The sequence below is a fragment of the Nonomuraea sp. NPDC049269 genome, from assembly GCF_043197155.1.
Classification (GTDB): domain Bacteria; phylum Actinomycetota; class Actinomycetes; order Streptosporangiales; family Streptosporangiaceae; genus Nonomuraea.
The window spans coordinates 90,246-116,920 of sequence record NZ_JBICSO010000007.1; the positions used below are offsets into that span (position 1 = coordinate 90,246).

General features: G+C 70.6%; 15 protein-coding genes. 2 read left to right on the top strand and 13 right to left on the bottom strand.

Annotated features, from left to right (window positions below):
* Positions 1-73: 73 nt before the first annotated feature.
* Both ACGFNP_RS36180 and ACGFNP_RS36185 read right to left on the bottom strand, forming a co-directional pair.
* Positions 74-259, bottom strand: a complete 186-nt coding sequence (locus ACGFNP_RS36180; protein WP_358318075.1) for a hypothetical protein — start codon at positions 257-259, stop codon at positions 74-76.
* A 140-nt stretch (positions 260-399) separates the two neighbouring features.
* Positions 400-3,153: a BTAD domain-containing putative transcriptional regulator gene (locus ACGFNP_RS36185; RefSeq protein WP_393326426.1), complete on the bottom strand. Its 2,754-nt coding sequence runs from the start codon at positions 3,151-3,153 to the stop codon at positions 400-402.
* 117 nt (positions 3,154-3,270) lie between these two features.
* On the opposite strand from ACGFNP_RS36185, the gene ACGFNP_RS36190 reads away from it, so the two are divergent.
* Both ACGFNP_RS36190 and hutH read left to right on the top strand, forming a co-directional pair.
* Positions 3,271-3,795 carry a MauE/DoxX family redox-associated membrane protein gene (locus ACGFNP_RS36190; protein ID WP_358318073.1) on the top strand — a complete coding sequence of 175 codons (525 nt, stop codon included), beginning with the start codon at positions 3,271-3,273 and terminating at the stop codon, positions 3,793-3,795.
* Between the two features lie 123 nt (positions 3,796-3,918).
* Entirely contained in the window at positions 3,919-5,601 is a 1,683-nt protein-coding gene (gene hutH / locus ACGFNP_RS36195) for a histidine ammonia-lyase (RefSeq protein WP_393326429.1), read from the top strand.
* A 70-nt stretch (positions 5,602-5,671) separates the two neighbouring features.
* Here hutH and ACGFNP_RS36200 read toward each other — a convergent pair whose 3' ends face one another.
* From ACGFNP_RS36200 to ACGFNP_RS36250, 11 genes are all read right to left on the bottom strand, one after another.
* Positions 5,672-8,002, bottom strand: a complete 2,331-nt coding sequence (locus tag ACGFNP_RS36200; protein ID WP_393326432.1) for a glycoside hydrolase family 6 protein — start codon at positions 8,000-8,002, stop codon at positions 5,672-5,674.
* Between the two features lie 117 nt (positions 8,003-8,119).
* Positions 8,120-8,371: an SCO4226 family nickel-binding protein gene (locus tag ACGFNP_RS36205; protein ID WP_358318070.1), complete on the bottom strand. Its 252-nt coding sequence runs from the start codon at positions 8,369-8,371 to the stop codon at positions 8,120-8,122.
* 31 nt (positions 8,372-8,402) lie between these two features.
* Positions 8,403-9,314 (bottom strand): oligopeptide/dipeptide ABC transporter ATP-binding protein, encoded by a 912-nt coding sequence (locus ACGFNP_RS36210; protein WP_358318339.1) that lies wholly within the window; start codon positions 9,312-9,314, stop codon positions 8,403-8,405.
* A 5-nt stretch (positions 9,315-9,319) separates the two neighbouring features.
* Positions 9,320-10,351 carry an ABC transporter ATP-binding protein gene (locus tag ACGFNP_RS36215; protein ID WP_393326435.1) on the bottom strand — a complete coding sequence of 344 codons (1,032 nt, stop codon included), beginning with the start codon at positions 10,349-10,351 and terminating at the stop codon, positions 9,320-9,322.
* Positions 10,348-11,217: an ABC transporter permease gene (locus tag ACGFNP_RS36220; RefSeq protein WP_358318068.1), complete on the bottom strand. Its 870-nt coding sequence runs from the start codon at positions 11,215-11,217 to the stop codon at positions 10,348-10,350. The genes ACGFNP_RS36215 and ACGFNP_RS36220 overlap by 4 nt, the downstream gene beginning before the upstream one ends.
* A 4-nt stretch (positions 11,218-11,221) precedes the next feature.
* Positions 11,222-12,208 (bottom strand): ABC transporter permease, encoded by a 987-nt coding sequence (locus ACGFNP_RS36225; RefSeq protein WP_358318067.1) that lies wholly within the window; start codon positions 12,206-12,208, stop codon positions 11,222-11,224.
* A 4-nt stretch (positions 12,209-12,212) separates the two neighbouring features.
* Positions 12,213-13,898 (bottom strand): ABC transporter substrate-binding protein, encoded by a 1,686-nt coding sequence (locus ACGFNP_RS36230; RefSeq protein ID WP_358318066.1) that lies wholly within the window; start codon positions 13,896-13,898, stop codon positions 12,213-12,215.
* A complete protein-coding gene (locus ACGFNP_RS36235; protein ID WP_393326438.1) occupies positions 13,899-16,262 on the bottom strand; it encodes a glycoside hydrolase family 2 protein in 2,364 nt (787 codons plus the stop codon). It abuts the gene before it with no gap.
* A gap of 92 nt (positions 16,263-16,354) precedes the next feature.
* Complete coding sequence (locus ACGFNP_RS36240; protein ID WP_393326441.1) at positions 16,355-17,377, bottom strand: LacI family DNA-binding transcriptional regulator; 1,023 nt, start codon at positions 17,375-17,377, stop codon at positions 16,355-16,357.
* 235 nt (positions 17,378-17,612) lie between these two features.
* The gene (locus ACGFNP_RS36245; RefSeq protein ID WP_393326443.1) at positions 17,613-18,431 is read right to left on the bottom strand and encodes a hypothetical protein; all 819 of its coding nucleotides are present in this window, start codon (positions 18,429-18,431) and stop codon (positions 17,613-17,615) included.
* Positions 18,428-26,530 carry an RHS repeat-associated core domain-containing protein gene (locus ACGFNP_RS36250; protein WP_393326446.1) on the bottom strand — a complete coding sequence of 2,701 codons (8,103 nt, stop codon included), beginning with the start codon at positions 26,528-26,530 and terminating at the stop codon, positions 18,428-18,430. The genes ACGFNP_RS36245 and ACGFNP_RS36250 overlap by 4 nt, the downstream gene beginning before the upstream one ends.
* Between the last annotated feature and the right edge of the window lie 145 nt (positions 26,531-26,675).

Below are 26,675 nucleotides of genomic sequence, written 5' to 3' on the forward strand. Positions count from 1 at the left end.
AAAGCTCATGAGGGTGTGCCCGGCCGCGGCCGACCACCGCCGGGCACCGTGAAACTGCTATCTGGTCCAGCGGTTACGAGCAGGCGATGGAGCTCTTGCAGCCGCCGCACGACACGTGGCCGTTCGGGTAGTAGCAGCAGTACTTCGCGGTGAACGCCGGGAACTTGCAGCACTCATAGCCGCAGTCGGTAGCCCGGGCCACGGTGTGCGGGGCGATGAGCTCAAGGAGCCGATCGGCCATTCTGGTCACGACGCGCATGGAACCTCCCAATAAGCGATCCCGGGCGGGCCGAGTCCCGCCCGGAGCGGCCGGGTACGGCCAACCTGCCGCCGTCCCGCTGCCGCACGTCGCAGCCTGCACCGGAGGGTTGAGCGATTTCTCAATGATTTCTTAACGGCCTATCCCCGCTGGTCGGAGTCCTGGCCGTCGGGCTGGTCGGCGGCGGCGATGCGGTCGCGCACCTTGCCGGCCTTGGCGTCGCCGAGAGCGTCGTAGCACTCCGCCGCCCGCTTCCAGGCGTCGAGCGCGGCCGCGGTGTCACCCGCCAGCAGGTGCGTCTCGCCCAGCCGGACCAGCGTCTCGGCGGCCGGGTGCAGGTCGTCGCAGCCGCGCAGCAACTCCACCGCCCGCTCGTACGCCGCCACCGCCTGCGCGAAGTCGCCTTTGACCTCCAGCACGGTGGCGATGCTGTCCCAGGCGTGCCCCTCGCCCTGGGCGTACCCGAACTCGGCCAGGATGCGCTGCGCCCGGCGGCAGTCGGCCAGCGCCTGGTCGTGCTCGCCGACCTGGGCTCGCCACCAGCCCGTGTTGTTCAACGCCCGCGCCTCACCGATGACGTCGCCGCCCTGCCGGAACAGCTCCTGCGCGCGCAGCGTGTGCTCCAGCACCTCGCTGGGTCGCACCCGGTTCAGCGAGACGGTCAGGCCCAGGTGGACGTGCGCCTCCAGAACCGGCTCGTCCAGGTCCTGATACAGCTCGAGCGCCTGATGGAAGTGCTCGACCGCCTCCAGGTCGCGGCCGAGCCTGACATGGGCGCGGGCGATGCTGTTGTGGCAGCGGGCCTGGGCCGCCCGGTCGCCGAGCCGCCTGGTCGCCTCCAACGCCACCCCCTGAACGTGCAGGATCTGCTCCCATGGACCGCGGCGCTGCATGAACTCGGCGAACGCCCACGCCAGCTGCCACGCGTGCCGGTCCAGCCCGGCCGCGGTCGCCTCCGCCAGCAACCCCGGCAGCGCCACCGACTCGTCGGCGTACCAGCGCAGGGCCTCCGCCTGCCCGGCGAAGGGCTCCAGCACGGCACCTCGCGCCCGCGGTTCCAGCTTCAGCTTCTCGCGGTGCGGGTAACAGATCTCGCTCGCGGCGCACGCCGAATGCAGGTAGTAGTCCAGCAGCCGCCGCGTGGCCGCACGCCGTACCGTCCGGCTGTCGGCGGTTCGCTCCTGCTCCAGCGCGTACACGCGTAGCAGGTCGTGCAGCCGCAGGCGGCCGGGGGCGCGGAGGCTGACCAGGTTGGCGCGGTCGAGCTGCGCGGCCAGTTCCCGGGTGCGGTCCACCGGCAGAGCGGCCAGGCTCGCCGCCGCCGCGAGCGGCAGGTGCGGCCCGGGGTGTCGCCCGAGGCGCCGGAACAGCCGGATCGCGGGCTCGGGCAGGTCCCGATACGAGCGCCCGAACACTCCGCGCAGGTCCACCGCCGGGTCGCTGTGGGCGAACGGCTCCAGATCCGCGTCGGCCCGCGCGAGGTCGGCGGCGACCTCCGCCAGCGGCAGATCGGTCCGCCGCACCAGCTGCGCCGCGACGATCGCCAGGGCCAGCGGCAGCCGGCCGCACCGGCGGATGATCAGCTCGGCGGCTTCGGGCTCCGCCGCCAGCCGCGGCTCGCCCAGCCGCGCCGCCAGGAGGCGGTAGGCGTCTTCATCGGGCAGGACGTCCAGGCACACCAGGGAGGCACCCGCGGTGACCGCGAGGCCGGACAGCTCGGATCGGCTGGTGATCAGCGTCAGGCACCCCGGCGCGGCGGCCAGCAGCGGGCGTACCTGTTCGGCGCCGCGGGCGTCGTCCAGGACGACGAGGACCCGCCGGGAGGCCAGCATGCTGCGGTAGAGCCCGATCCGGGCCTCGGCGCCCGAGGGCACCTGGGCTTCCGGGACCGCGAGCGCGCTGAGGAACCGGGGCAGGACCATGGCCGCGTCGGCCGGGTCGACCGTGCTGAGATCGGCGTACAGCTGCCCGTCGGGGAAGCGGTCGCGATTCAGGTGCGCCCAGCGCAGCGCGAGCGACGACTTGCCCACGCCGGGCGGTCCCGAGATCGCGCAGACCGCCGCGGTCTCCGGCCGGTCGCCGGTCGCGATCGCGGCCAGGCGTTCCAGCTCAGGCGCCCGTCCGACGAAGCCCCTCAGGTCGACCGGTAGCTGGGCCGGGACCACCTGTCCGGTCTCGGCCGCGTCGCCGGACCGCAGCAGCGTCCGATGGACGCGCCGCAGCTCCGTACCCGGCTCGACGCCCAGCTCGTCGGCGAGCGTCCGGCGTACCTGCGCGAAGTGCGCCAGCGCGTCGGCGGTCCGCCCCCACGCGTGCAACGCCTCGATCAGCGCGGCCGCCAGGAGCTCGTCCAGCGGGTACTCATCGGCCAGCGGCGACAGTGCCGCCACCGCGGCCGCGGCGTCACGACCGGTCATCGTCCGCGCCCACCGCAGCATGCTCTCTTTACGTTCGTCGCGCAGACGGTGGCGGGCCCGCTCGGCCCATTCACCGGGCAACCCCGTCAGCGGGTCGCCGCGCCACAACGCGAGAGCATCACCCAGCAACGGCGCCGGATCCGGCTCGGCCATCGCCTGGTAGGCGAGACTCCGGAACCGCGACACGTCCACCGCGGACTCGTCCACGTCGAGCAGATAACCCCCGAGCCGATGGACGACGGCGCCGTCACCCGCCAGTACGTCACGGCGGATGCGGGTGATGATCGTGTACAGGGTGCGCCGCGCGCCGGGCGGAACCTGCTCGCCCCAGACCCGGGCGAGGAGCGTCTCGACGGACACGACCCGGCGAACCTCCCAGGCCAGCGCGGCGAGTGCGAGCGCGACCTGCGGCGGCCGTACGGGCCGGGTCTGGCCCGAACGCTCCACCTCGATGGTTCCGAGCAGCCGAATCAGCACGACGGTTTCTCCCTGCTTGCAGATCTTCGAGGGTAACCAACCGTTATGGCACCGGTACGCAGTACGCGGTAAGCAGCGCTCTTGCCGCATTCGCCCCACCGTGGCTAGGTTGTGATCATGCAGTACGTCGATGTGGCGAGCAGACTGCTGCTGCTCACGATGTTCGCGCTCGCCCTGGTGAGCAAGATTTCGAGCCGCCGGGCCTGGGGCGAATTCGTCGAGTCGACCAGAGCGATGGCGGTAGTCGGCGACTCGCAGGTCGTGGCGGTGGCGGTGGCCACGGCGGCGGCCGAGGGTGCGGTCATCGTGCTGGCCGCCGTTCCGCTCCGCTGGGCCGGATCCGTGGCGTTCATCATCGCCGCCGGGCTGCTCGGGTGTCTCACCGTCGCGGTCGGCCTGGTCGTCCGGCGGGGGAAGTCCGTCACCTGCCGCTGCTTCGGCGCCTCCCAGACGCCGTTGGGCGTACCGCACGTGGTCCGCAACGTTCTTCTCGTCGTGATCGCCCTGCTCGGGCTGGCCGGATCGTTGGTGAACGGCCCCTTCGACCCGTTCCTCACCGCGATCGTCGGCGTCTTCGGCGCCGTTCTGGGGTTGCTCGTCTCCCGCTGGGACGATCTCGTCTCGTTGCTGGCAGCACCTTGAGGTAAGCGCCGGTCATAGGGCTGGTCGAGCACTCGTCTCCCGGTGTTGAGCCCTCTCTGGTTCTCCTCCGTCCGATGCTTATAACGGAGCGGCATTGATCTTCGTGACGCTCCGGGAGACACCTTGATCACCCAAGTAGGACGAATAGCCGCCGGCATGGGCCTGCTCGCCGCCCTGTGCGTGCCAGGGCAGGCCGTCGCCGAGCCTGAACCGCCCTTGGCAGCGACGGCGCCGCCGGTGCTGGACCTGGTGCTGGACGGCGATTCGCTCTCCCTGCGGGACTCCTTCGCGATCCTCGAAGGCCGTCCCGTCGTCGCGCGGCTCGCGGCGCAGGCGTGGGCGAACATGAACGAGACGCGGGCCGGCGCGCTGGCGGCCCTGGACGACCAGCGGGTGTACGGGTGGAACCAGGCGCTCGGGCCGCTGAAGGACCGTCCGCTGACGCCCGAGCAGGCGGAGCAGTTCCAGCGCAACGTGCTGCGCTCCCACGCCGCGGGCGTCGGTGAGCCGCTGCCCGACAACGTGGTCAGGCTGGCCCTGATCCTCAAGGCGAACCAGATGGCCAGAGGCACGGTCGGCGTACGCCCCGAGGTGCCCCAGCGGCTGCTGGACATGGTCAACGCCGGGGTCCTACCGCGAATGCCGCAGATCGGCTCGCTGGGCACCGGAGACCTGCAGCCGCAGGCGGCGGCGGGACTGGCGGCGATCGGCGAGGACGCGCCGGTGCGCTACCGGGGTGAGGAGGGACCCGCCTCCGAGCTGCTGCCGAAGGCCGGGCTGGCCGCCGGCTTCACCTTGCAGGCCGGGGAAGCGCTGCCGATCATCAGCGGCAGCACCGTCCTGGCCGCCACGCTGATGGACGCCGTACACCGGGCCACCGTACTCGCCGACCAGGCTGAGGGCGCTTTCGCGCTGTTCATGGAGGCGACCAGGGCCGAACAGGGATCGCTGGACGCGCGTACCCACCAAGAACGCCGCATCCCCGAGCAGAACGCGATCGCCGCGCGGCTGCGCGCGATGGTGGCGGGCTCGGGCTGGATGACGGAGGAGGGCCGCAAGCGCCTCGATCCGGCGAACTACCACCCGCGCGTCCAGGACGCGGTGTCGGTGCGGGCGGCGCCGCACATCATGGCCGGGCTGCGGCACGTGCTCGCCGACACGCGCCGGACCCTGGTACGGGAGGCCAACGCTTCGACCTCCAACCCACTGATCTTCAAGCGCGACCAGGGGCCGGGGTACGAGTTCGTGATGGGCGGCAACTGGGACGGCTCCGTCATGGGGCATCTCGCCGACACCGTGAACGCGGAGATCACCGACCTCGGGGTGCTGTCGCAGGAGTTGTCGGGGCGGCTGCTGTCCCCCAGGTGGAGCTACGACCTGCCGGCCAACCTCGCCGGTGGGACGGTCGGCCTGAACTCCGGAATGGTGCAGGTGCAGACGGTGGCCGCCGCGCTGATCCCGGAGATGCAGGCCAGGGCCACACCCGCGGGCACCCTGTCCCGGCCGGTGAAGGACGGGCAGGAGGATCACAACACGATGGCGATGGCCTCGGTCCGGCACCTGCACGAGAACCTCGACCGGCTGGAGATCGTGCTGGCGGTCCAGTACCTGATGTCCGCTCAGGGAATCGACCTCATCGCGCGGAAGATGGCGGGCTTGCCGCTCGGCGCCGGCACGCGGACCCTGCTGGCGGAGCTCAGGGGGTACATCACGCCGCTGGACGAGGACCGCTATCTCACTCCCGACCTGGAGCGGGCCATCTGGCTGGTGCACAACCGGCACCTGGTGCCGTCCGTCGCGGGGTGACGCGGGTGGCGTGACCGTCGAGTGGCCGCGGCCAGGGAGTCGCGGGGTGACGCGGGTGGTGTGGCCGCGGCTAGGGGGTCGCGGGCGTCAGTGGTGGAGCCGCGTTCCGCGCTCTGTCCAGTGCCTGGTCGGGCCACCACTGGCCGGCGGCCGGGGTGACGATGCCGTACGCCGGGTCCGCCGGTCCCGGGGTGCCGCGGGTGCACTGGCCGTTGGAGAATCCCGGGCTGTTGAGCCACAGCAGCGCGTCGGCCAGCGGCCGCCCGGTGCCGGCGGTCGGCCGTGCCCCGGTGCCCCTGCCCGGAGGGTTGCACCATTCGTCCGGCACCGGGAACCGCCCGGCCGGTGGCTGCCACTCGCCCGTGCCGTTCCGGCTGGTGTCGACGACGAAGTGCGGCAGGCCGGGCGTGTCGTCCGGTACGGCGGCGAGAGCCGCGTCGGCGCACGAGGCCGTACGCGACACCGTTCTCAGAAGGACGCACCTGGACAGCTTCGCGGCGTAGGCGAGCGAGCGATCGGTCGGGCGGTAGCCGACGATGTTGACGTAGAAGCCATCCGCGCGGGCCGCCCCCGCGTTGACCAGCCGGTCGGCGATCTGCGTGAACCCGGGCCACCCCGCCAGCCCGCCGTCGAGGTAGACGGCGGTGTCGGCCAGGCCCGTGAGGGTCTCCACGGCGTAGGACAGATCGCCGTACCGCTGGACGGCGGCGGCCTCCCCGCCCCGCGGGCATTCCGGGCCGCCGGGTATCCGCGCCAGGCCGCTGGGCTCCAGGGCGACGACCGCGGGCCGGTTCCCGATGCCCTCGGCCACGGCGTCGATCCATGCCCGGTAGGTCTCGGTGTTCGGGGCGCCGCCGTTCCAGCAGTCACGTCCCGGGATGTTGTTGGTGACGAACACCGGAACGGTCCGCTGCCGGTCCGCCTGGGTGACGATCTCACGCACCGTACGGGAGACGTCGGCGGGCGAGCCGCCGGCGAGCCAGATGGCCTGGGGGACCTCCGACATGGCGCGCATGAGAGCGGCGTCGGCCGTCCTGCCCTGGGCCGACCAGGTCCGGGCCTGCCGGGCCGCTTCGGTGTCCGGCTGCGTGTAGAACCGTACGCCGTCGGCGCGCAGCGGGTTCTCGCCGGGGAGCTTCCGCCGGCGCGTCCCGGCGTCCGCCGCGACGGCGGAGGTCCCGGGGGTCCGCGTGGACTGGCCCGGAAGGCCGCGGTCGGCGGTCGCCTGGATGGCGAGGATGGTGCCCGCCGCCAGGGCGAGCGCGGCGCCGGCCCACACCCAACGCCTGGACGTGGCCCGACGTCGTCGCCGACCCCTGCCCGGCGCGGCGACGCGACCCGGCTCGGGAGCGGTCGGCTGGCCCTTGGAATCGGTGCGAGAGACCTTGCTCCCGACCGCTCCGGACGAAGCGCGCGCGGGCTCGGACTCACGCGCCTCAGGCGGAGTCCCCCCGGCCCGAGTCGGCACAAAGGCGGGCGCAGCGTCCCCAGCCAAGGCGCCCAAGGGGTCGGCCCCGCGCACCTCGGGCGGAGTGTCCTCGGCCCGAGGCGGGACGGAGGGGGGTGGAAGGCGTTCCGTTGTGCCCCCGGCGAGGGCGTCCACGATCTCCGCGGCCGTCGGGCGGGCCGTCGGGTCCTTGCTCAGCGCACGCCGCACCAGGTCGCCGAGGACGCCGTCCAACTGAGGGAGGACGGGGTCGTCGTGGATCACCCGGTACAGGACCCCGTGACTCGCTCCGGTGCCGAAAGGCGGCTGACCGCAGGCCGCGAAGACCACCACACCACCCCACGAGAAGACGTCGGAGGCGGGCGTCGCCGACCCGCGGGCCTGTTCCGGAGACATGTACGCCGGCGTGCCCATCGCGGTGACGGAGAGCGTGGTGGAGTCGGCCGAGAAGGCCAGGCCGAAGTCGATGACCTTCGGGCCCACAGGGGACAGCAGCACGTTCGACGGTTTGAGGTCCCGGTGGACGACGCCCGACGCGTGGATCGCCCCCAGCGCGACCGCCGTGCTCATGGCGAGCCCCTCAAGCGCCGAGCCCGACATCGGGCCCCGCTCCATGACCGCGCGGTACAGCGTCGGCCCCGGCACGTACTCGGTCACGACGTACGCCGTCTCGCCGTCCACATCGGCCTCGAGCACGGGAGCCGTGGAGAAGCGGGCGACCCGCCGCGCGGTCGCGACCTCGCGGCGGAACCGGCGGCGGAACTCCGGGTCACCCGCGAGGTGCCGGTGGATGACCTTGATCGCCACCGGTCTCCGCGCACGGCCCTCCGCGAGGTAGACGATGCCCATCCCACCCTCGCCGAGCCGGCGGATGATGCGATGGCCGCCGACCCACCGGGGGTCGTCGCCGGTTCTCCTGTCCACCGCGTCGCCGTGCTTGGTGCCGTGTGCCATCGCCCGCCCATCTGGAAAGACGCCGGGGTCCTCCTGAGACCTGAACGCAACAGGACTTCGGCAAGAGGTACGGCTCCGGCGGCACCCGGGTTCAGGTGCCACCGGTAAGGGGCGTGGTCAGTCCACCTCGATCGGCAGCTCGTAGATCTCCGAGGTGGGGTGTCCGGCCTTCTCGTGCACCCGCTGCACCGCTTCCTTCGACGGTCCGGACGACAGGCAGAACACCTTGCCGGACTCGGGGTCGAGCCAGGCGCGCTCGAAGTGCACGCCCTCCTCACCTTCGACCGCGAGGTCGCGCTCGTGAGCCTCGCGCAGCTGCTCCTCGGTGACGCCGACGAACCCGCTGTGCACATCCATGAACTTCGCCATCGTGAACTCTCCCTCGGTCTCCCCTTCTCTGCTAGGAGGGCGTTCCATCCCGTTCCATCGCCGTCCGGTCCGGAGCGCGCAGGACACAGCGGACGAGGTGCTCCTCTCCGTACACAGGAACCTCGCCGCCGCACGCGTCGGTGGCGTACGGGCAACGGTTGCGGAACAGGCACCCGCCTGCGAGGGGTGGCCCGTTCCTGCGCTCCTGCCGGGGTGGCCGCTCGCCCTCGTGCGCCGCCCAGGGGTCGGGGGCGGCCTCGGCCAGCAGCCGGGTGTACGGGTGCTCCGGCGTGAGGATGACGTCGTCGGCCGGGCCGCGTTCGACGATCTGCCCCCGGTACATGACCATGATGTCGCGGGCGAAGTGCCGGGCGGTGGCCAGGTCGTGCGTGACGTAGAGGACGGCCAGGTCCTCCTCGCTCTTGAGCCGGTCGATCAGGTTGAGTATCTCCAGCCTGATCGACACGTCCAGCATCGAGACCGGCTCGTCGGCCAGCAGCACCTTGGGACGCGGGGCCAGCGCCCGGGCGATCGCCACCCGCTGCCGCTGGCCGCCGGACAGCTCGTGCGGATATCTGCGGGCGAACGCGGCGGGCAGGTTGACCCGTTCCAGAAGCTCCTCGGCCGTGCCCGGCGTCTTGTGGATCTCCAGGGGGCGGCGCAGGTGGTAGCCGATCGTGTGGGCCGGATTGAGCGACGCGAACGGGTCTTGGAAGACCATCTGTACGTCTTTGCGGTAGTTCGAGGTCGCCAGCAGGATCTCGCCGGAGGTGGGCGTGACGAGCCTGGCCAGCATGCGGGCGATCGTGGACTTGCCGCTGCCGCTCTCCCCCACCAGCGCGGTGGTCTCGCCGGAGCGCAGCTCGAAGGAGACGTCGTCGACCGCCCTGAGGCGCTCCTTCCGGTTCAGTTTGAAGGTCTTGCTCAGGTGGCTGACCGTCATCGACGTCACGGGGTCACCTCGTACTCGAAGCGGCGTTCTAGCAGGCGCCGGTCGGGGCGGGCGGGGTGCAGCCTGCGGTCGTACTGCAGGCAGGCCACGAAGGAGTCCTGGATCGAGTCGAGCTCGGGCTCGTACTTGTCGCAGCCCTCGAACGCGTACGGGCAGCGGGGGGCGAACGAGCAGCCCGTCACCTCCTTCGACAGGTCGGGCGGGCTGCCGGGGATGCCGTGCAGCGCCTGGCGTTCGCCGCGCAGGCTGGGGAAGGAGTTGAGCAGGCCCACCGTGTAGGGGTGGCGGGGCTGGAGGAGGGTGTCCTTGCTGGTGCCGTACTCGACGATGCGGCCGCCGTACATGATCGCGAGCTGGTCGCTGATCTCCAGCAGCAGCGACAGATCGTGGGTGATGAAGACGACGGCGAAGCCGAACATCTCCCGCAGCCGGTCGATCTCCTCCAGGATGTCGCGCTGCACCACCACGTCGAGCGCCGTGGTGGGCTCGTCCAGGACGACCACGTCGGGGTTGAGCGCCATCGCCATCGCGATCAGCACCCGCTGGCGCATGCCCCCCGACAGTTCGTGCGGGTAGGAGCCGATGCGTCCAGGGTCGATGCCGACCAGCTTCAGCAGTTCGCGGGAGCGCTCCTCCCGCTCGCGCTTGGACATCGACGGCTCGTGGGTGGTGAACACGTCGTGGAGCTGGCGCCGGACGCTGAGCACGGGATTGAGCGCGTTCATGGCGCTCTGGAACACCATGGCCACCCGCCGCCAGCGGAAGCGCCGCAGCGCCTCCCCCTCCAGGGCGAGCACGTCGATCGGGTCGCCGTCCTGGGGGTGGAAGACCACCTCGCCGGCGGTGGTCCTGCCGGGTGGCTGCAGCAGCCGGTTGATCGCGTACGCCAGCGTCGACTTGCCGCAGCCGCTCTCGCCCGCGATGCCGAGGACCTGGCCCCGGCCCAGCTCGAAGCTGATGTCGCGGACCGCGCGGGTCTGTCCGTAGGCCACGCTCAGGTTGCGTACGGACAGAACGGTGTCGTTCATGCGGCCGCCTTTCGCAGTCGCGGGTTCATCAGTTCGTCGATGCTGAAGTTGATCAGCGAGAGCCCGGTGCCGAGCGCGGCGATGCACAGCCCCGGCGGAACGAACCACCACCAGGCGCCCAGCGAGAGCGCGGAGCCGTTCTGGGCGAAGTAGAGCATCCCTCCCCAGGAGGTGACGGAGCCGCCACCCAGGCCGAGCGCGGACAGTCCCGACTCGGTGAGGATGGCCCCGATCACCGCCCAGACGAACCCGGAGGCGATGACGGGGGTGAGGTTCGGCAGGATGTGAAAAATCATGATCCGCCAGCCCGGCTCGCCGCTCACCCGTGCCGCGTCCACGTAATCGCGGTTGCGCAGCGACATGACCTGCGACCGGATGACCCGCGACGGGCCCGCCCAGCTGATCAGGGAGATGATCAGGGCGTAGGTGACCGGGCCGCTGTCCTCGACGTAGTCGGCGACCACGATCAGCAGCGGCAGCGTGGGGATGACCAGCGTGACGTTGCTGAGCAGGGAGAACGCCTCGTCCAGCCAGCCGCCGACATACCCGCCGACGACGCCGACGATCAGCGAGGCCGCCGTGGCCAGCACCCCGGCGACCAGGCCGATCAGCATCGACCCGCGTGTGGCGTGCAGCAGCTGGGCCAGCACGCTCTGCCCGGTGTCGGTCGAGCCGAGCCAGAGCTGCGCCGACGGCGAGTCGAGCCGTCCGGCCACCAGGGCCTCGGGGTCGCCGACCAGCAGGGGCCCGATGACGGCGAGCAGGGCGAAGAAGCCGACGATCGCCAGGCCGGTGACGAGCTTGCCCGATCTCGGCAGGCCGAGCAGCCGGTCCCGGGGAGCGGCCAGGCTTACAACGACGGTCACGGCCTCAGCCCGCCTTCCGCACTCGGGGGTCGATCAGCCCGTACAGCAGGTCGACCAGGAGGTTGGCGGCCAGCACGGCCGCCGAGATCATGAGGAAGAGGCCCTGCATGAGCGGGTAGTCGGCGCTGCCGACGGCCTGCAGCAGCGCGAATCCCACGCCGGGGTAGGAGAAGACCACCTCGGTGGCGACCTGGCCGCCGACGAAGAAGCCGAGCGTGATCGCGAACCCGGTCACGCTGGGCAGCACGGCGTTGCGGGCCGCGTACGCGATCATCACCCGGCGCGGGCGCAGCCCCTTCGCCCGCGCCATGACCACGTAGTCCTCGGCCATGGTCGAGACCATCATGTTGCGCATGCCCAGCAGCCACCCCGCGACCCCGGAGATCACCAGCGTGAGCGCGGGCAGCACACCGTGGTAGAGCACACTGCCGATGAACTCGCCGGTGAGGCCCATGCGCACGTGGGCGTAGTCGTAGGCGCCGTTGAGCGGGAACCAGCCGAGCCCCCCGCCCAGGAGGAAGAGCAGGAGCAGGGCCAGCCAGAAGTACGGGATCGCGGCCAGGAACGTCGTGGACGGGATGAGATTGTCCAGCCAGCTCCCCCGCCGCCACCCGGCCACCATGCCCAGCCCGACGCCCAGCGCCATCGTGATCAGCAGCGAGATCGAGACCAGCCCGAGCGTCCAGGGGATCGCCTGGCCGATCACGGTGGTCACCGGGGCCGGGTAGTAGGTGACGGAGGTGCCCAGGTCGCCGGTGGCCAGGTGGCGCAGGTAGGCGAGGTACTGGATCCACAGCGGGTCGTCGTTGACCCCGAACATGACCTCCAGGGTCCTGCGGAACTCCGGTGGCGGCGGTTGCCTGGTCTGGAAGCGCGCCAGGATGATGTCGACCGGGTTGCCCCTGATGAGGCGCGGGATGAGGAAGTTGATCGTCAGTGCCGCCCACAGCGCCACCGCGTAGAACCCGAGCTTGCGCCAGAGATATCCCATGTGACTACTGCGCCGGCTGGAGGTTCTTGGCCACGATGCCGTTGTCGGGGTGGGAGAACGGCAGGCCGAGCGCGTACGGGTTCTGCTCGGTGGGCCACCCGGTGACGTTGGTGGTCCGGAACTCCGCCAGGGAGCTGGACTGCTGCAGCGGGATGTAGGGCAGGTCGGCCACGACCGCGTCCTGGATGGCGTAGAGGGCCTGCTTGATCGTGTCCGCCTGCTCCGGCGGGGTGTTGGCGACGAGCTCCAGCGCCTCGTCCACGGCCGGGTTCTTGTAGCGGGCCATGTTCTGGTTGGCCGGGGGCACGCTCTTGCTGTTGAGGATGTTGTTGTACATCTGGAACGGGAGGGGGCCGCCCCAGGCGTTCCACAGCATCGCCTGGAAGTCGCCCTTCTGCTGGATGTCGACGAAGGCGTTGAAGGAGACCTCCTTCGCCTTGAACTCGATACCGACCTCCTTGAGCTGCTGCTTCATGACCTGAGCGGCGGAGATGTAGTCGGTCCAGCCGGTCACCAGGTGGCAGGTGATGGACAGGCGCTTGCCGTCCTTGGCGTAGTAGCCGTCGCCGCCCTTGGTGTAGCCGGCCGCCTCGAGGAGCTGGCGGGCCTTGTCCTGGTTGTACTCGAGCTTCAGCGAGGCGTACTTCGGCGAGACGTAGTCCTGGAAGAGCGGCAGCACCAGGCCCAGCGGGCTGACCGGCTTGCCGAGCCCGGCGAACGCCAGGTCGATGATCTTGTCGCGGTCGAGCGCGACGTTGACGGCCTGGCGTACGGCCAGGTCGTTCAGCGGCGCCTTGGTGAGGTTCGGGATCAGGTTGGTGATGTAGAGGTGGGCCTCGTTCTTGTACTGGTTGTGCTGCGGGTCCTTGGCCACGAACTGCTTGTCCGGCTCGGGCATGAACATCCCGGCCCAGTCGAGCTGCCCGGCGACCAGCGCCTGCATGGAGGCGTCGTTGTTGTTGTACGTCCAGAACCGCAGCCCAGCGATCTTGGGCTTGCCGGTGTCCCAGTGCAGCGGGTTCTTGAGGAAGGTGTAGCTCTGCGGTGTGAACTCGCCCACCATGAACGGCCCCGTGCCGACCGGCTTGGGGTTGGTCTCCTTGCTCGGCTTGTCGATCTTCTCCCAGATGTGCTTGGGCACCATGTAGGTGGGGGCGCCCGCGACGTCCGAGAGCTTGGTGTACATCCGCTCGGTGAAGGTGATCTTCACTTGGGTGGGACTGAGGACCTGCGCGTCCTTGATGTTGGTGCCGGCCGCGTTCAGGTCCTTCTTGTCCCGGCGGTAGAGGAAGTTGAACGCCACGTCCTCGGCGGTGAACGGCTTGCCGTCGCTCCACTTCACGCCCTCGCGGAGGGTGAAGGTGAGCGACCTGCCGTCGTCGCCGAACTCGTACTTGGTGGCCAGCAGCGGCTGGACGTCGCCGGACTTGGACTGGTTGAAGAACATCAGCGGCTCGTAGATCATCCCCCACGTGCCCATGAGGTTGGGGACGCCCTGGACCAGTGGGTTGAAGTTCTCGGTGAACTGGCCGGTCGCGGCGGCGACGTTCACCATCACGTCCTTGGCGGCGCCGCCCGGGGCCGACGCGGAGCTGGGCGCGGTGCTGCCGGCGGTCAGCGGCACCCCGCCGCCCGAACAGGCGGTGAGTACGGCAAGCGCGGCGCCTGCCATGATCTGCTTGACTCTCATCTACATCTCCATGTGGGGGGTATGGGCATTCACCCAGGTGATCGGCACACTCATTCCGATGTCGCGATTCAGCCGGAACCGATGGCTCTCGCCGGGCAGCAGCGTGATGAGCTGGTCGTCCACCTCGGCGTCGGGGTGGACCCGGTCGGGGAAGATCGCCAGGTCCCGGACCAGCGTGTGAGCGTCAACGGTGACGTCAAGCCCCTCGACCGTCACCGTGCACCGCCCCTCGGGCAGGTCGAGATCCTTGTCCGGCAGGAAGAACCAGAGCGCCCGGCGCTCCCCCGCGCGCACCGCGACCAGCTCTCTGGCGGGGTCGGCCGGTTCGCCCACGCCTAGGGGCACGGTGACCGCGCCGCGCGGCGGCACCTCGATGTCGAAGCTCTCGGCCTGGAGCTCAACGCCGTCCACGCCGAGCCGCGCGGCCACCGCCGTGCTCACCCACGGCTCGTCGGTGTCGTTGACGGCCACCAGGGCCAGGCCGCCGTCGCGCGGCTGCACGGTCAGCAGCCGCTCGGCGTAAGCCCGGCGCAGCGCGTGGAACAGCGGCTTCCTGCGCCCGTCGCCGTCGATCGCGGACCACGACGTGACCGGCCAGCAGTCGTTGAGCTGCCACACGATCGTGCCCGCGCAGTGCGGCCACAGGGACCTGAAGTGCTCCACGCCGAGCTGGATCGCCCTGGCCTGGTTGACCTGCGTCAGGTAGTGCCACTCGGCGAAGCTCGTGGGCGGCGGGAAGTGCGGCTTGAGCCCGGCGGCCAGTTTGAGCTCGCCGTCGATCGCCTTCTGGTGGTGCCGCATGCCGGGCGAGTCGGGCGTGAGCGGCTCGTCGCCGATGGCCCGCCTGATGGTCGCGTACGTGGCGGGCCCCTGGAAGCCGAACTCCGAGACGAACCGGGGCCGGTATTCGCGGTAGGCCGTGTAGTCGCGTTCGTTCCAGACATCCCAGATATGAATGTTGTGGTGGTCAGGGTCGTTGGGATGCAGGTCCATCGACCCCGAGTACGGGCTGCCCGGCCAGTACGGCCTGCCCGGGTCGAGCTCGGCCACGATGCCGGGCAGCAGGTCGAGGTAGTAGCCCCCGCCCCAGCTCCGCCCGGCCAGCTTCGCGCGCCAGCCCCAGTCGAACAGGCCCCAGATGTTCTCGTTGTTGCCGCACCACAGGGCCAGGCTCGGATGCGGCATGAGGCGGGTGACGTTCTCGCGGGCCTCGGCCTCGACCTCCGAACGCAGCGGCTCCTCCTCCGGATAGGCGGCGCAGGCGAACGCGAAGTCCTGCCAGACCAGCAGCCCCAGCTCGTCGCACAGGTCGTAGAAGTCGTCGCTCTCGTAGAGCCCGCCGCCCCAGACGCGCATCAGGTTGACGCCGGCCTCGCACGCCTGCGCGAGCCGCTCGGCGTAGCGGGCGCGGTCGATCCTGGCCGGGAAGCAGTCGTCGGGGATCCAGTTGACGCCCTTGGCGAAGATCGGGCGGCCGTTGACCTCGATCGTGAAGGCGCCGTCCGCCGTGTTCAGCTCGACGGTCCGGAACCCGATCTTCGACTGCCACGCATCGAGGTCGTCTCCGAGCGTCACGGTCAGCTCGTGCAGCGGCTGCGCGCCGTACCCACGAGGCCACCACAGCTCGGGTTGGGGGATTTCGAGCTCAAGCAGCGCTTTGTCCGCTGGGAGCGCTCCCATAACAGACCTGCCGCAGACACTGGCGGTGATCAGCAGGTTCTCCTGTACGGCCCGCTCGACCTCGACGTGCACGGCGACCCGGGCGACGCCGTCGGCGACGCTCACCACCGGCCGCACGGCGGCCAGCCGGGCACCGCTCCACTCGTGCAGCCCGATCGGCCGCCAGATGCCGGCCGTGACCAGCGTCGGCCCCCAGTCCCAGCCGAAGTCGCAGGCCATCTTCCTGATGAAGTTGAAGGGCTCCGCGTAGGTGCTCGGCCGGTCGCCGAGCTCCTCCTTCAGCCGCTCGGCGTACTCCCGCGCCGGCCGGAACGTGATCGCCAGCCGGTTGCCTCCGATGCGCAGCACGTGGCGGACGTCGAACCTGTAGGAGCGGTGCATATTGGCGGTCTCGCCCACGAGAACGCCGTTGAGCTCGATCTCGGCCACGGTGTCGAGCCCTTTGCAGACCAGGTCGGTGTGCTCGTGCTCGGTGCCGTCCCACGAGAACTCCGTCTCGTAACGCCACTCGGTACGGCCCACCCAGGCCACGCGGTTCTCGTTGTCGTCGAGGTAGGGATCCGGGATCAGCCCGGCGGCGAGCAGGTCGGTGTGCACGCAACCGGGGACCGTGGCCGGAGCCCGCACGTCGCCGCTCGCCGAGCGGACGGTCCAGGATTCATGCAGGGGGCGGAACGATGTCATCAACCCTCCGGGCTTGAGCAGCGGGGATTGGCTGACATGCCATCACTAAACCCGTTTAGTTGCAATGATTAGTCGGTGAGATTTCCGCTCGGTTACTGAACCGGGTCAGCGCAGGGGGCGGTGCTCCCCCTGTCCACCAGGCGCGGCTCGGCCTGCCGCGAGTCGCCGACCTCGCGGCCCTCGACCAGGTCGAGCAGCGACCTGGCGGCCTGGGCGCCGAACGCGGCGATGTCCCTGCTCACCGCCGTCAGGTGGGGCCGGGACAGCAGGCACAGGGCGGAGTCGTCCCAGGCCACGACGGACAGCTCGGCGGGCACCGAGATCCCCGCCTCGCGAGCGGCGGCGGTGCCCGCCACGGCCATCACATCGTTGTCGTACACGATGGCGGTCGGCCGCCCTGGCCCGCGCAGCAGGTCGAAGGTGATCCGCTCGGCGCTCTCGCCGCTGTAGTCGGCGTACACGGTGACGGCCGCCACCCCCAGCCTGGCGGCCGCCTCCCGCATCGCGCCGGTCCTGACGCGGGTGTGCCTGAGCTCCTCCTGCCCCGCGACCCTGGCGATCCTGCGGTGCCCCAGCGCGGCCAGGTGCTCCATCACGACGCCGATCGCGCCGGCGTCGTCACTCCAGACGGCGGGCAGCCGCCCCGTCCCCTCCGGTCCGCCGATGACCACGGCGGGCAGCTTCAGCTCCTCCAGCACGGCGATCCTGGCGTCCTCGGCCCTCAGATCGACGACGAACACCCCGGCCACCCGGTGCTGCGCCCACCATTTCCGATAAATCGCGATTTCGTGCTCGGGGTCCTCGGTCATCTGCAGCAGCAGTCCGACGGACGCCGCCGACAGCGTGGCCTCGATGCCGGAGATCAGCTGCATGAAGAACGGCTCCAGCCCCAGCGTGCGCGCCGGCCGGTCCACCACGAGACCCAGCACGTCGGGCCGCCCGTCGGACAGGGCCCGCGCCAGGCTGTTCGGCTGCCAGCCCAGCTCGGCGGCGATGGCCTGGATGCGGCGGCGGGTCGCGCTGGAGACGCCGGGACGGCCGTTCAACGCGAACGACACCGCACCCTTCGAGACACCGGCCCTGCGGGCGATGTCGTCGATCGTGGGTCGCTTCATACGGCCGCCCCTGAATTTACCGGTTCACTTTCGCCGCGCACGCGACCTTACGTGAATCCATCTCAATGAAGGTCGGCCGCTGGCGCAAGCCCTCGGAGGAGGTCGGCGGTGGCTCGGGTGATCGTCCATCATCGCGGCTCCGGGGCGGAGCGGCCTCACGACGGAGCGGCCTCACGACGGAGCGGCCTCACGACGGAGCGGCCTCACGACGGAGCGGCCTCACGACGGAGCGGCCTCACGACGGGGCGGCTTCAGGCGGGGCGAGGCCGGCGAGGGACTCGCGGACCCGGGCGGTCAGCTCCTCGTCGGAGAGGTCGCCGGGCTCGCGAAGGTCCGGGTCGGCCGTGTAGTCCTCCAGGGCGTAGAAGACGTCCAGCAGTGCCCGTTCCAGGCCGTCACGGACCCGATCTCCCTCCTCAAGGGAGCGTCGGCGGGCGGCCAGCCAGGCCGGCGCGAAGGATGCGGCGGGCAGGTCGCCGCACGCCAGTGCCCTCATAAGAGCCAGTTGCTCGGCCACCCCGGTGCCCGGAGCGACCTCGGCCGGCGTGGACGCCGACGGATGTCGCGGAGGGAACCGCGCGGCGATCGCCGCCAGCTCCGGCCGCGAGCCGGCCAGCCTTTTCGCGTATCTGGCGAACCTCACCCTGGCCTCGTCGATCCCGGTGTCCAGGCACGCCCGGACGAACCGGGCGTCCCCCGCGACCAGCGCGTATCCCTGCCCCGTGACGAGGACGGCGCCGGACAGCCCGGGAAGGGCGAGCAGGAGGCCGCTGTCGGACCGGGGCAGCCCGGCCAGCGGCACCCGCAGCTCAAGGACGCCTTCGGCGGCGTGCCGCGCGCCGACCTGTCCGGCGAGGACGTGGTCCACGCCGGACGCCCGGGCGCCGGCGGAGACCCGGCCCGCGAGCCGTTCGTCCGGCGGCCAGGACGCGGGCACCGGCACCACCGCCTTGGCGCCCTCGTCCAGCCACCGGCCGCCGAACCGGTGGGGGCCGTCGAGGAGCGCCTCGGCCAGCTCCCCACTCGTCGCGGGGTCGCCTCCGCCTGCCGTCAATACAGGTAACCCTTGTCTATGATGCCCGCGAGCTGCTTGCTTCCGAGGTTCCAGGCGGACCAGAACGACCCGTCCGCGTGGAGCATCACCATCTTGCCCGTACTGGGATCGATGAAGCCGACCGCCGTGCCCTGTCCCCGGTAGTTGAACCGGTAGATCTTGGTTCCCGGCGCGGCCATGTGGTCCCGCATGGCCTTCTCGAACGCCTGCATCGAGGCCTTGTTGCGGGTGCCCTTGATGCCGAAGTCGGCGGCGTGGGCGTCGAACTTCTTGCTCATCGTCTTCTGGCTGGTGAAGTTGGCCTTGCCGAGCCAGGACGCCTTCGGGCAGGCGCCGTTGTGGACCAGCAGGTTCGCCGCGCCGGCGGCCACATAGAACGTGTGCGTCCCGCCGACCGTGAGGTTGTGGACGCGGTCCCATCTGAAGAGCTTGCGGACCGCGCTGACCTGCACATAGGTGCCGGCGGAGGTCCGCAGCCACGTGCCGGGGACGAGGTCGCCGGCCTCGACCCATTCGCGGCGGTCCGGGACCCAGAACGGGTGCCCGTCGGTCGCGGTGACCGTGCCCCGTTCTCCATCCAGGTCCACGGTCAGCTCGACGAGGCTCTTCGACCCGAGGCCCTGGATGAGCGCGGTGACGGGCTCGCCGCGGGTGGCCCCGGTCGCCGGATCGGTCACCATGACCAGCTCGCCGACCCGCACCTCGCTGATCGGCTTGCGTGTCCCGTCCGCCATGAGGACCGGGGTGTCGCCGGTGAAGCTGTTGCCCACGCACTGCGCGACCTTGCCGAACTGGAACGCCTTGCCGAACATCCCGAGCCCGCAGCCGAGCAGCGCCTGCGTGCCGACGCTGCCCCACTCGACCTTGCGGCCGGACAGCCGCTGGGTCAGGTACTCCAGGCCGCCGCCGAACAGCGCGCCGCCCAGGCAGGCGGCCAGCATCGGGCTGTTGCCGCTCGGGTCGGTCGCGTTGACCGGGTCGCCGGCCGCGTAACCGTAGAGGTTGGCCCCGCCGTCGACGCCGACCGGGTCCTCGCTGATGAACCGGCCGAGCGTCGGGCTGTAGTAGCGGGCGCGGTAGAACAGCAGGCCGGTGCCGTCGTCCTCGCGGCCGGTGTACGTGAACCCGTTGCCGCCCGGATCACCGGTGGCCGTCGTGCCGCCGTTGGGGTCGTAGGAGTAGGCCGTCTTCAGGCTGCCGTCGTCGGCGCCGAGCGCCAGCGTGCTGCCCTGGAGGTCGGTGAGATAGGTCTGGGTGCCGGCCCCGCTGGTGCGGCCGAACCACTGGTCGATCGCGCCGGACATCAGCTCGGCCGTGACGTTGCCCGACGCGTCGGTCTCGGCGATGGGGTTGTCCCCGCCGGCCAGGTAGCCGGTCACGGCTCCGTTGACCGTGCGGCGGTCTCGCTGCCCCTCGGCGTCGTAACGGAACCCGGCGGTCAGGCCGGCCCGGCTGAGGCCCTTGAGCTGGCCTCGGGCGTTCCAGTCGTAGGTGGTGGTGCCGTCGCCGGTGAGGTTGCCGTCGGGGTCGTACGACAGCGTCTGCCCCGAACGGCTGGTCAGCCGGTTGGCCGCGTCGTAGACCATCCCGCTGACCGCCGCCGGCAGCGCGACCTTGGCGAACGAGCCGGTGACGTCGGCGATCTGGCCGAGCGGGTCGTAGCCGTAGGCCAGGCCGCCCTTGTCGGTCGTACCGTGGCGGTAGGTGATCCCGGTGACCCGGCCCGCGTCGTCGTAGCCGTAGTGCTGGCTCCAGCCGCCGGGCAGGTCGAGGCGGTCCTCCCGGCCCGCGTCGTCGTAGTGCGGGGCCACGGCCACGTTTCCGCGGGCGATCCGCTTGACCGCGCCGGTGTCGTCGTAGTCGTAGGTGACGGGCGCCCGGCCGAGGACGGTGACGCTGGTCCGCTGGTCCGCCGCGTCGTACCCGTAGTCGACCTGCCCGGCCGGGCGCGTGACCCGGGTGACCCGGTCGAGGTCGTCGTAGGTGAAGACCGTGTCGCCGCCGGCGGCCGTGTCGGCGATGCGCTTGAGCCGGTCGGCCTCGTCGTAGGTGAAGACCACGGTCGATTCGGCGGTGGTGCCGCTGACGCCGTAGTCGACCTGCTTGGTCCGGCCGAGGGCGTCGTAGGCGAACTTGGTGAGCTTGCCGTTGCGGCTGGTCGTGGTGGCGACCTGCCCGGCCTTGTCGTAGGTCGTGATCGTCGATCGGCCGAGCGGATCGGTGACCTTGGTGACCCGGTCCGAGGCGTCGTACTCCCAGGACATCGAGTTGTTGCGCGGATCGGTGAGCTTGGTGCGGTTGCCGTTCTCGTCGTAGCCGAAGGCGAACGTCCGGCCCAGCGGGTCCGTCACGGAGCCGATCTGGTTGCGGGCGTCATAGGCGATCGTCGAGACGGCTCCGGCCGGGTCGGTGGTCTGGGTGATCCGGCCGGCGTTGTCGGTGAAGAAGCGGGAGACGCGGCCTGTCGGATCGGTGGAGGTCTTCAGGTCGCCGAGGCTGTAGGTGTTGGTGGTGACCTTGCCGGCCGCGTCGGTGACGGTGAGCACCTGGCCCGCGGAGTTGTAGCGGGTCTTGCTGACCCGGCCCAGCGGGTCGGTCTCGGTGAGGAGGTTGCCCTTGTCGTCGTACTCGTACGTGGTGGTCTTGCCCAGCTCGTCGGTGACGGCCGAGGGCAGGTCGAAGGGCCCGCCGTAGACGGTCTTCACGCCCTTCGCCTCGGCCGGGGTGCCCGACAGCCGGGTGGACTGGGTGAGCCGGCCTTCGCCGTCGTAGGACATGGACGTGGTCCGGCCCGTGGAGTCGGTCATCGAGTCGATCCGCTGGCCGGTGCCGCGGGTGAAGGTCGTCGTGCTCGCCTCGGGCGTGCCGTACGCCTCGGTCTGGCTGGTCGCCGCGCCGGCCGCGTTGAAGGTGACCCGTTGCACCGCGCCGTTCGGCTGGGTGACCCGGGTCTCGGTGATCTTCCCGGCGGTGTCGGTGACGTAGTCGAACGTGTAGATCTGCCCGTCCGTCAGCGTCTGCTTGGCCACACGGCCCGCGGCGTCGTACTCGTTGGTCAGGTAGGTGATGCCCCGGGTGTCGGTCGCGGTGAACATGCGGCCGGCGGAGTCGTAGGTGTACCTCATGACCTTGCCGCCGGTGTCGGTGACCGTCTCCAGCCGGCCGCCGGCGTTGTACGTGTAGCCCACCGTGCGGCCGATGTTGTCGCGCAGCCCGGTGACGCGGTTGTTCGCGTTGTACGCCAGCTTGATCCACTTGCCGTTGGGCGAGGTGATCTGGACGAGGTTGAGCTGGCCGTCGCGGGTCAAGGTGATCGTGTTGTCGTTGCGGTCCCTGATCTCCGCCAGCGGCTGGTACTGCGGGAAGTAGTACCGCATGCCGTCGCGCCGCCACAGTTCCCAGCCGTCGCGCGTGTTGTCGCGTCTGATGGTCGAGCCTCGGTACTCGCCGGGAGTGTTCACGGCGGCGAAGACCGCGTCCCCGAAGCCCGTTCCTGGAGAGGTCCGGACGTAGTGGATGATCGCGCCGCCCGGAATGTAGAGGTCGACCTCCTGGTACTGCTGCTCCGAGTGCAGGAAGGCGTTGTAGGCCCCGATCTGCCCGATCCCGAAGTCACGGTTGGCGGTGTCGCCCTGGTAGAGCGTGCGGGTGACCTCGATCGGCAGCACGTCGTCGACGGCGAGGTCGGTGCGCGAGTCCATGAGCTGACCGGTGGACAGTTGCACCGGGTCGCCGTTGATCCAGTCCCAGACGTCCTTGAACCAGCCCTGCAGCCACTTCGGCAGCGACGCGGTGTTGAACATCCCGCCGTAGAACGACCACACCTTGGTGCCGGGATCCGGTACGACCTGCGTCGCGTCGGCACTCACCTTGCCGTGACCGTAGACGTGCCAGCCCTGCCGCTCCGGGTCGTAGTTCCAGAAGTCCACGGTCTGGCCCGGCGGCAGCTTGGTGTAGTTCGGGTAGACGACGCGGGCGCCGTCGGGGAAGACGAAGGTGCCGCCGGGCTGCACGGTGAAGTAGACGGGCACGATGCCGTTCGGCGGCAGCGGGAAGGGCGGCCGGTCGATCGGGATCGGCGTGATGCCCAGCTCGGTGATGACCTTGCCGAACTTGTCGCGGATCACCGACCCCGCCGGGATGCGTACCTCCAGGCCGGGGATCTTCGGCGTGGTGAGCACGACCTCCTTGGTGGCCGGCGAGTCGAACTTCACCATGTACTGGGTGTCGAGCCGCTGCATCCAGATGGTGTACGGGAGCACGGTGGTCCGCCCGGCGGCCAGGTCCACCTTGACCGAGTAGAAGCCGTAGCGGTGGCCCTTCGTGCTGGCCGCGGCACCGTCGACGTCGAGCGTCGAGGTTCCGGCGGGCAGACCGGTGAGCAGGAAGCGGCCCTTGCCGTCGGTGGTCCCCTTGACCCGGCCGACGGTCAGCGCGACCTTCGGCAGCGGCTTGCCGTCGATCGTCCGGATCACGCCGGACAGTGCCGTGACCCCGGTGGAAGCCAGCGCCGGCTCGATCGTCGCGGGCTCGGCCCGCCGGATGTTCCAGTCGACGCCTTGCAGGTTGCCCTTGTCGGGCTTCCAGTCCCCCTCGCCGTACGGCGTCTCACCGGCGAAGGTGGCGGGCCGGATCGGCGCGGTCGCCGACGGGGTCGGGGACGGCGAGGCGGCCGGACCCGAGGTCGCGTTCGTGGCGGCGGGCGCCGGCGGCGCGAGCGTGGTCCTGGTGGCGAGCGCGAGGCCGACCTGCCCGGTCAGGCCCTTGGTCGGGTCGACCACGACCGTGTACGCCCCGGCCGCGGGAAGGTCCGCGACGTTGACGGTCGTGTTGGCGGACATGTAGGTGTTGCTGAGCTGGGTCCCGTCAGGCTTGATGACGGCCACGTAGATCGGCCCGGTGAAGCTCGGCACCCCGGTGACGGCGAGCTTGACCTTCTGGGCGGCGGTGCCGGTGAAGGTGTAGGCCGCGTCCTGCCCGGCGCGGGCGATCGTGGCGTTGACGACGGCGCCGCCCAGGGTGAGCGAGCCGGCCGCGATCCGGTTGGAGAGCGTGGCCGTGACCGACCCCGTTCCCGCCTTCGTCGGGTCGATCACAACCTGGTACGTCCCGGTCTGCGGGAGTTTGGCAATGTCGATCTCGTCGGCCGTCGCGGCCGAGATATAGGTGTTCTTCACCACGACCGTGCCGTCCGGCGCCAGCACGTTGACGTACATCGGCTGGTTGACGGTGTTGGGGGTGAGGCCGATGCCGACGGCGCCGTCCGCCGTCCCGGCGAAGGTCAGGACCGCGTCCTGACCGGCGCGCGAGATCGCCGCCGCCACTCCGGCGCCGGTGGGCGTCAGCGTCCCGGTGAGCGGCTCGGACAGCGTGGCGGTGATCGAGCCGGTGACCGCCTGGGTGGGGTCGATCACCACTCGGTACGTACCGGTCTGCGGAAGTTTGACGATGTCGATCTCGTCAGCCGCCGCAGCCGAGACGTAGAAGTTCTTCACCGTGACCGTGCCGTCCGGCGCCAGCACGTTGACGTACACGGCCTTGGCCAGCGTGTTCGCCGTCAACCCCAGGCTCACGGCGCGGTCCGCCGTCCCGGCGAAGGTCAGGACCGCGTCCTGACCGGCGCGCGAGAGCGCCGACGTCACCCCGGCGCCGGTGGGCGTCAGCGTCCCGGTGAGCGGCTCGGACAGCGTGGCCGTGATCGAGCCGGTGGCCGCGTCATTGGGATCGATCACCACCCGGTACGTACCGGTCTGCGGAAGTTTCTCGATGTCGATCTCGTCGGCGGCCGCGGCGGACACGTAGAAGTTCTTCACCGTGACCGTGCCGTCCGGCGCCAGCACGTTGACGTACGCCGACTTGGTCAGCGTGTTCGCCGTCAACCCCAGGCTCACGGGGCGGTCCGCCGTCCCGGCGAAGGTGAGGATGGCGTCCTGACCGGGCCGCGGGATCGGCAGCACCGCGGCCGCGCCCGTCGCCGTGATCTGGCCGCCGGACACCGGGCTCGACAGCGTCACCGTGACCGAGCCGGTGCTCGCCTGGTCCGGGTCGATCAGCACCTGGTAGGTGCCGGTCTGCGACAGCTTGGCGATGTCGATCTCACCGGAGGTCGTCGAGGACAGGAACTGGTTGTCCACGACGACGGTCCCGTCCGGCGCCACCACGTCCAGGTAGATCGTCTTGCCGAAGGTGTTGGCGGTGAGACCGAGGCTCACCGCGGCGTCGGCGGTGCCCGCGAAGGTCAATCCCGCGTCCTGGCCCGGCCGGGCGATCGTCACGACCGACCCGGCCTCCGTCGCCGACAGCACGCCGCTGGCCACCGGTAGGGAGAGCGTCGCCGTGACCGAGCCGGTACCGCCCAAGTTGGCATCGACGACGACCCGGTAGGTGCCGGACGCCGGCAGCTTCGGAATGTCGATCTCCCCCGACGCGCCGGCGGCGAAGATCCGGCTGTCGACCACCTTCGTGCCGTCGGGGGCCGTCACGTTGACGATCCACAACTTGTCGATCGTGGTGCCGGTGAATCCCAGGCTCACGGCGGCGTCCGCGGCCCCGGTGAAAGTGAACGCCACGTCCTGGCCCGGCCGGGCGATCGTCGCGGTCGATCCCGCGGCCGTGGCCGACAGCGGGCCGCCGGACACCGGGGACGACAGCGTCGCCGTGACCGAGCCGGTCGCGGCGGAGGCGGGATCGATGACGACCCGGTAAGTGCCGGATATCGGCAGCTTCGGAAGATCGAGGTCACCTGACGTGCCGGCGGAGTAATTGTAGTTGTCGACCACCGTGCCGTTCGGCCCCACCACGTCGACGTTCCAGTACTTGTCGATCGTGCTACCGGTGAATCCCACGCTCACGGCGGCGTCCGCGGCTCCGACGAAGGTGAAGACCGCGCGCTGGCCCGGCCGGGCGATCGTCGCGGTCGATCCCGCGGCCGTGGCCGACAGCAGGCCGCCGGACACCGGGAACGACAGCGTCACCGTGACCTGACCTGTCGCCGTCGCCGTGCTCGGATCGAGCAGGAGCTGGTAGGTCCGCCCTTCGGCGAGACCGCTGAGGTGCAGTGATCCACTGCTGCTGGCGACGGTGACGTTCTGGATTCTGGTGCCCGCGTAGTTGTAGACGGTCGCGTTGATCGTGCCCAGCGTGCTCCCCGTCAGCCCGACGTCGACCTCACCTGACGCCGGCGCGTCGAACACGACGAGCGCGGACTTGCCCGCGCTGGAGATGAGGACGGGCTGCGCCTCGCCGCCGACCTGCAGGCGGGTCGTGTTCTCGATGGTGGCCGGGTCCACCGCGGTCAGGGGGACGATGAAGTCCGCGGCTGAGGTCGCCTCTCCGGCGGGGGTCGCGACCAACACCTTGCCGGAGCTCGCGCCGTTGGGAACCACGAACGTCAGCTGCGTGGCCGTGGCCGCCGTCACCTCGGCGCGCAACCCGTTGATGCTGACGATGTTGTCCGACAGCGCGCTCGCGAAGCCGGATCCGGTGATGGTGACCGCGGTGGTCGGCGGACCGGTCTGCGGAGTGACCGCGGTGAGGGCGGGTCCAGGACCGGCCACGGTGAACGTCCCGGCCTGCGCGGTGGTGCCGCCGACGGTGACGGCGACCGCACCGGTGGTCACGCTCGCCGGCACCGTCACCGTGAGCGAGGTGGCGGTGGCGGCGGTCACGGTGGCGGCGGCGCCGTTGAACGAGACGGCGTTGCCCGACGGAGTGGCGGAGAAGCCGGTGCCGGAGAGGCGCACGGTCGATCCGGGCCGGCCGGCGACCGGGACGACGCTCATCACCGAGAGCTGCGTCGCGGGGTACCGCTCGATGCCGGTCAGGTTGCCGGCCGGGTCGTAGCTGTACTTGGCGGCCTCGCCGCCGGGGTGCGTGACGCCGGTCAACATGCCCGCCGCGTCATAGGCGTAGACGGCGGGACCCGCCGCGTCCGCGACGGCCGCCGTGGCCTTGACACTCGCCGGTGGTGGCCGGTCGTGATCGGGAAGTGCCGCGGGTAAGACGGTTCGGGAGCTCTGAGCCAGTACGGGAAGTGGCGAAAAGACGACACTAAGCCCGAGCAGTATCGCCAAGAGCTTTCCACGGACGAAACCCGACATATGGCACTCCCCCGCGACAATGCCCAAGGGAAGTCGGAATTATCCCGACTGTCCGCTTTATATAGGCTTTACTCGGCGATTGGGAACACTAAGCCGGACGATCACTGAAAACAAGACTGATTATTTACAGCGTCTCAGTTCGGCA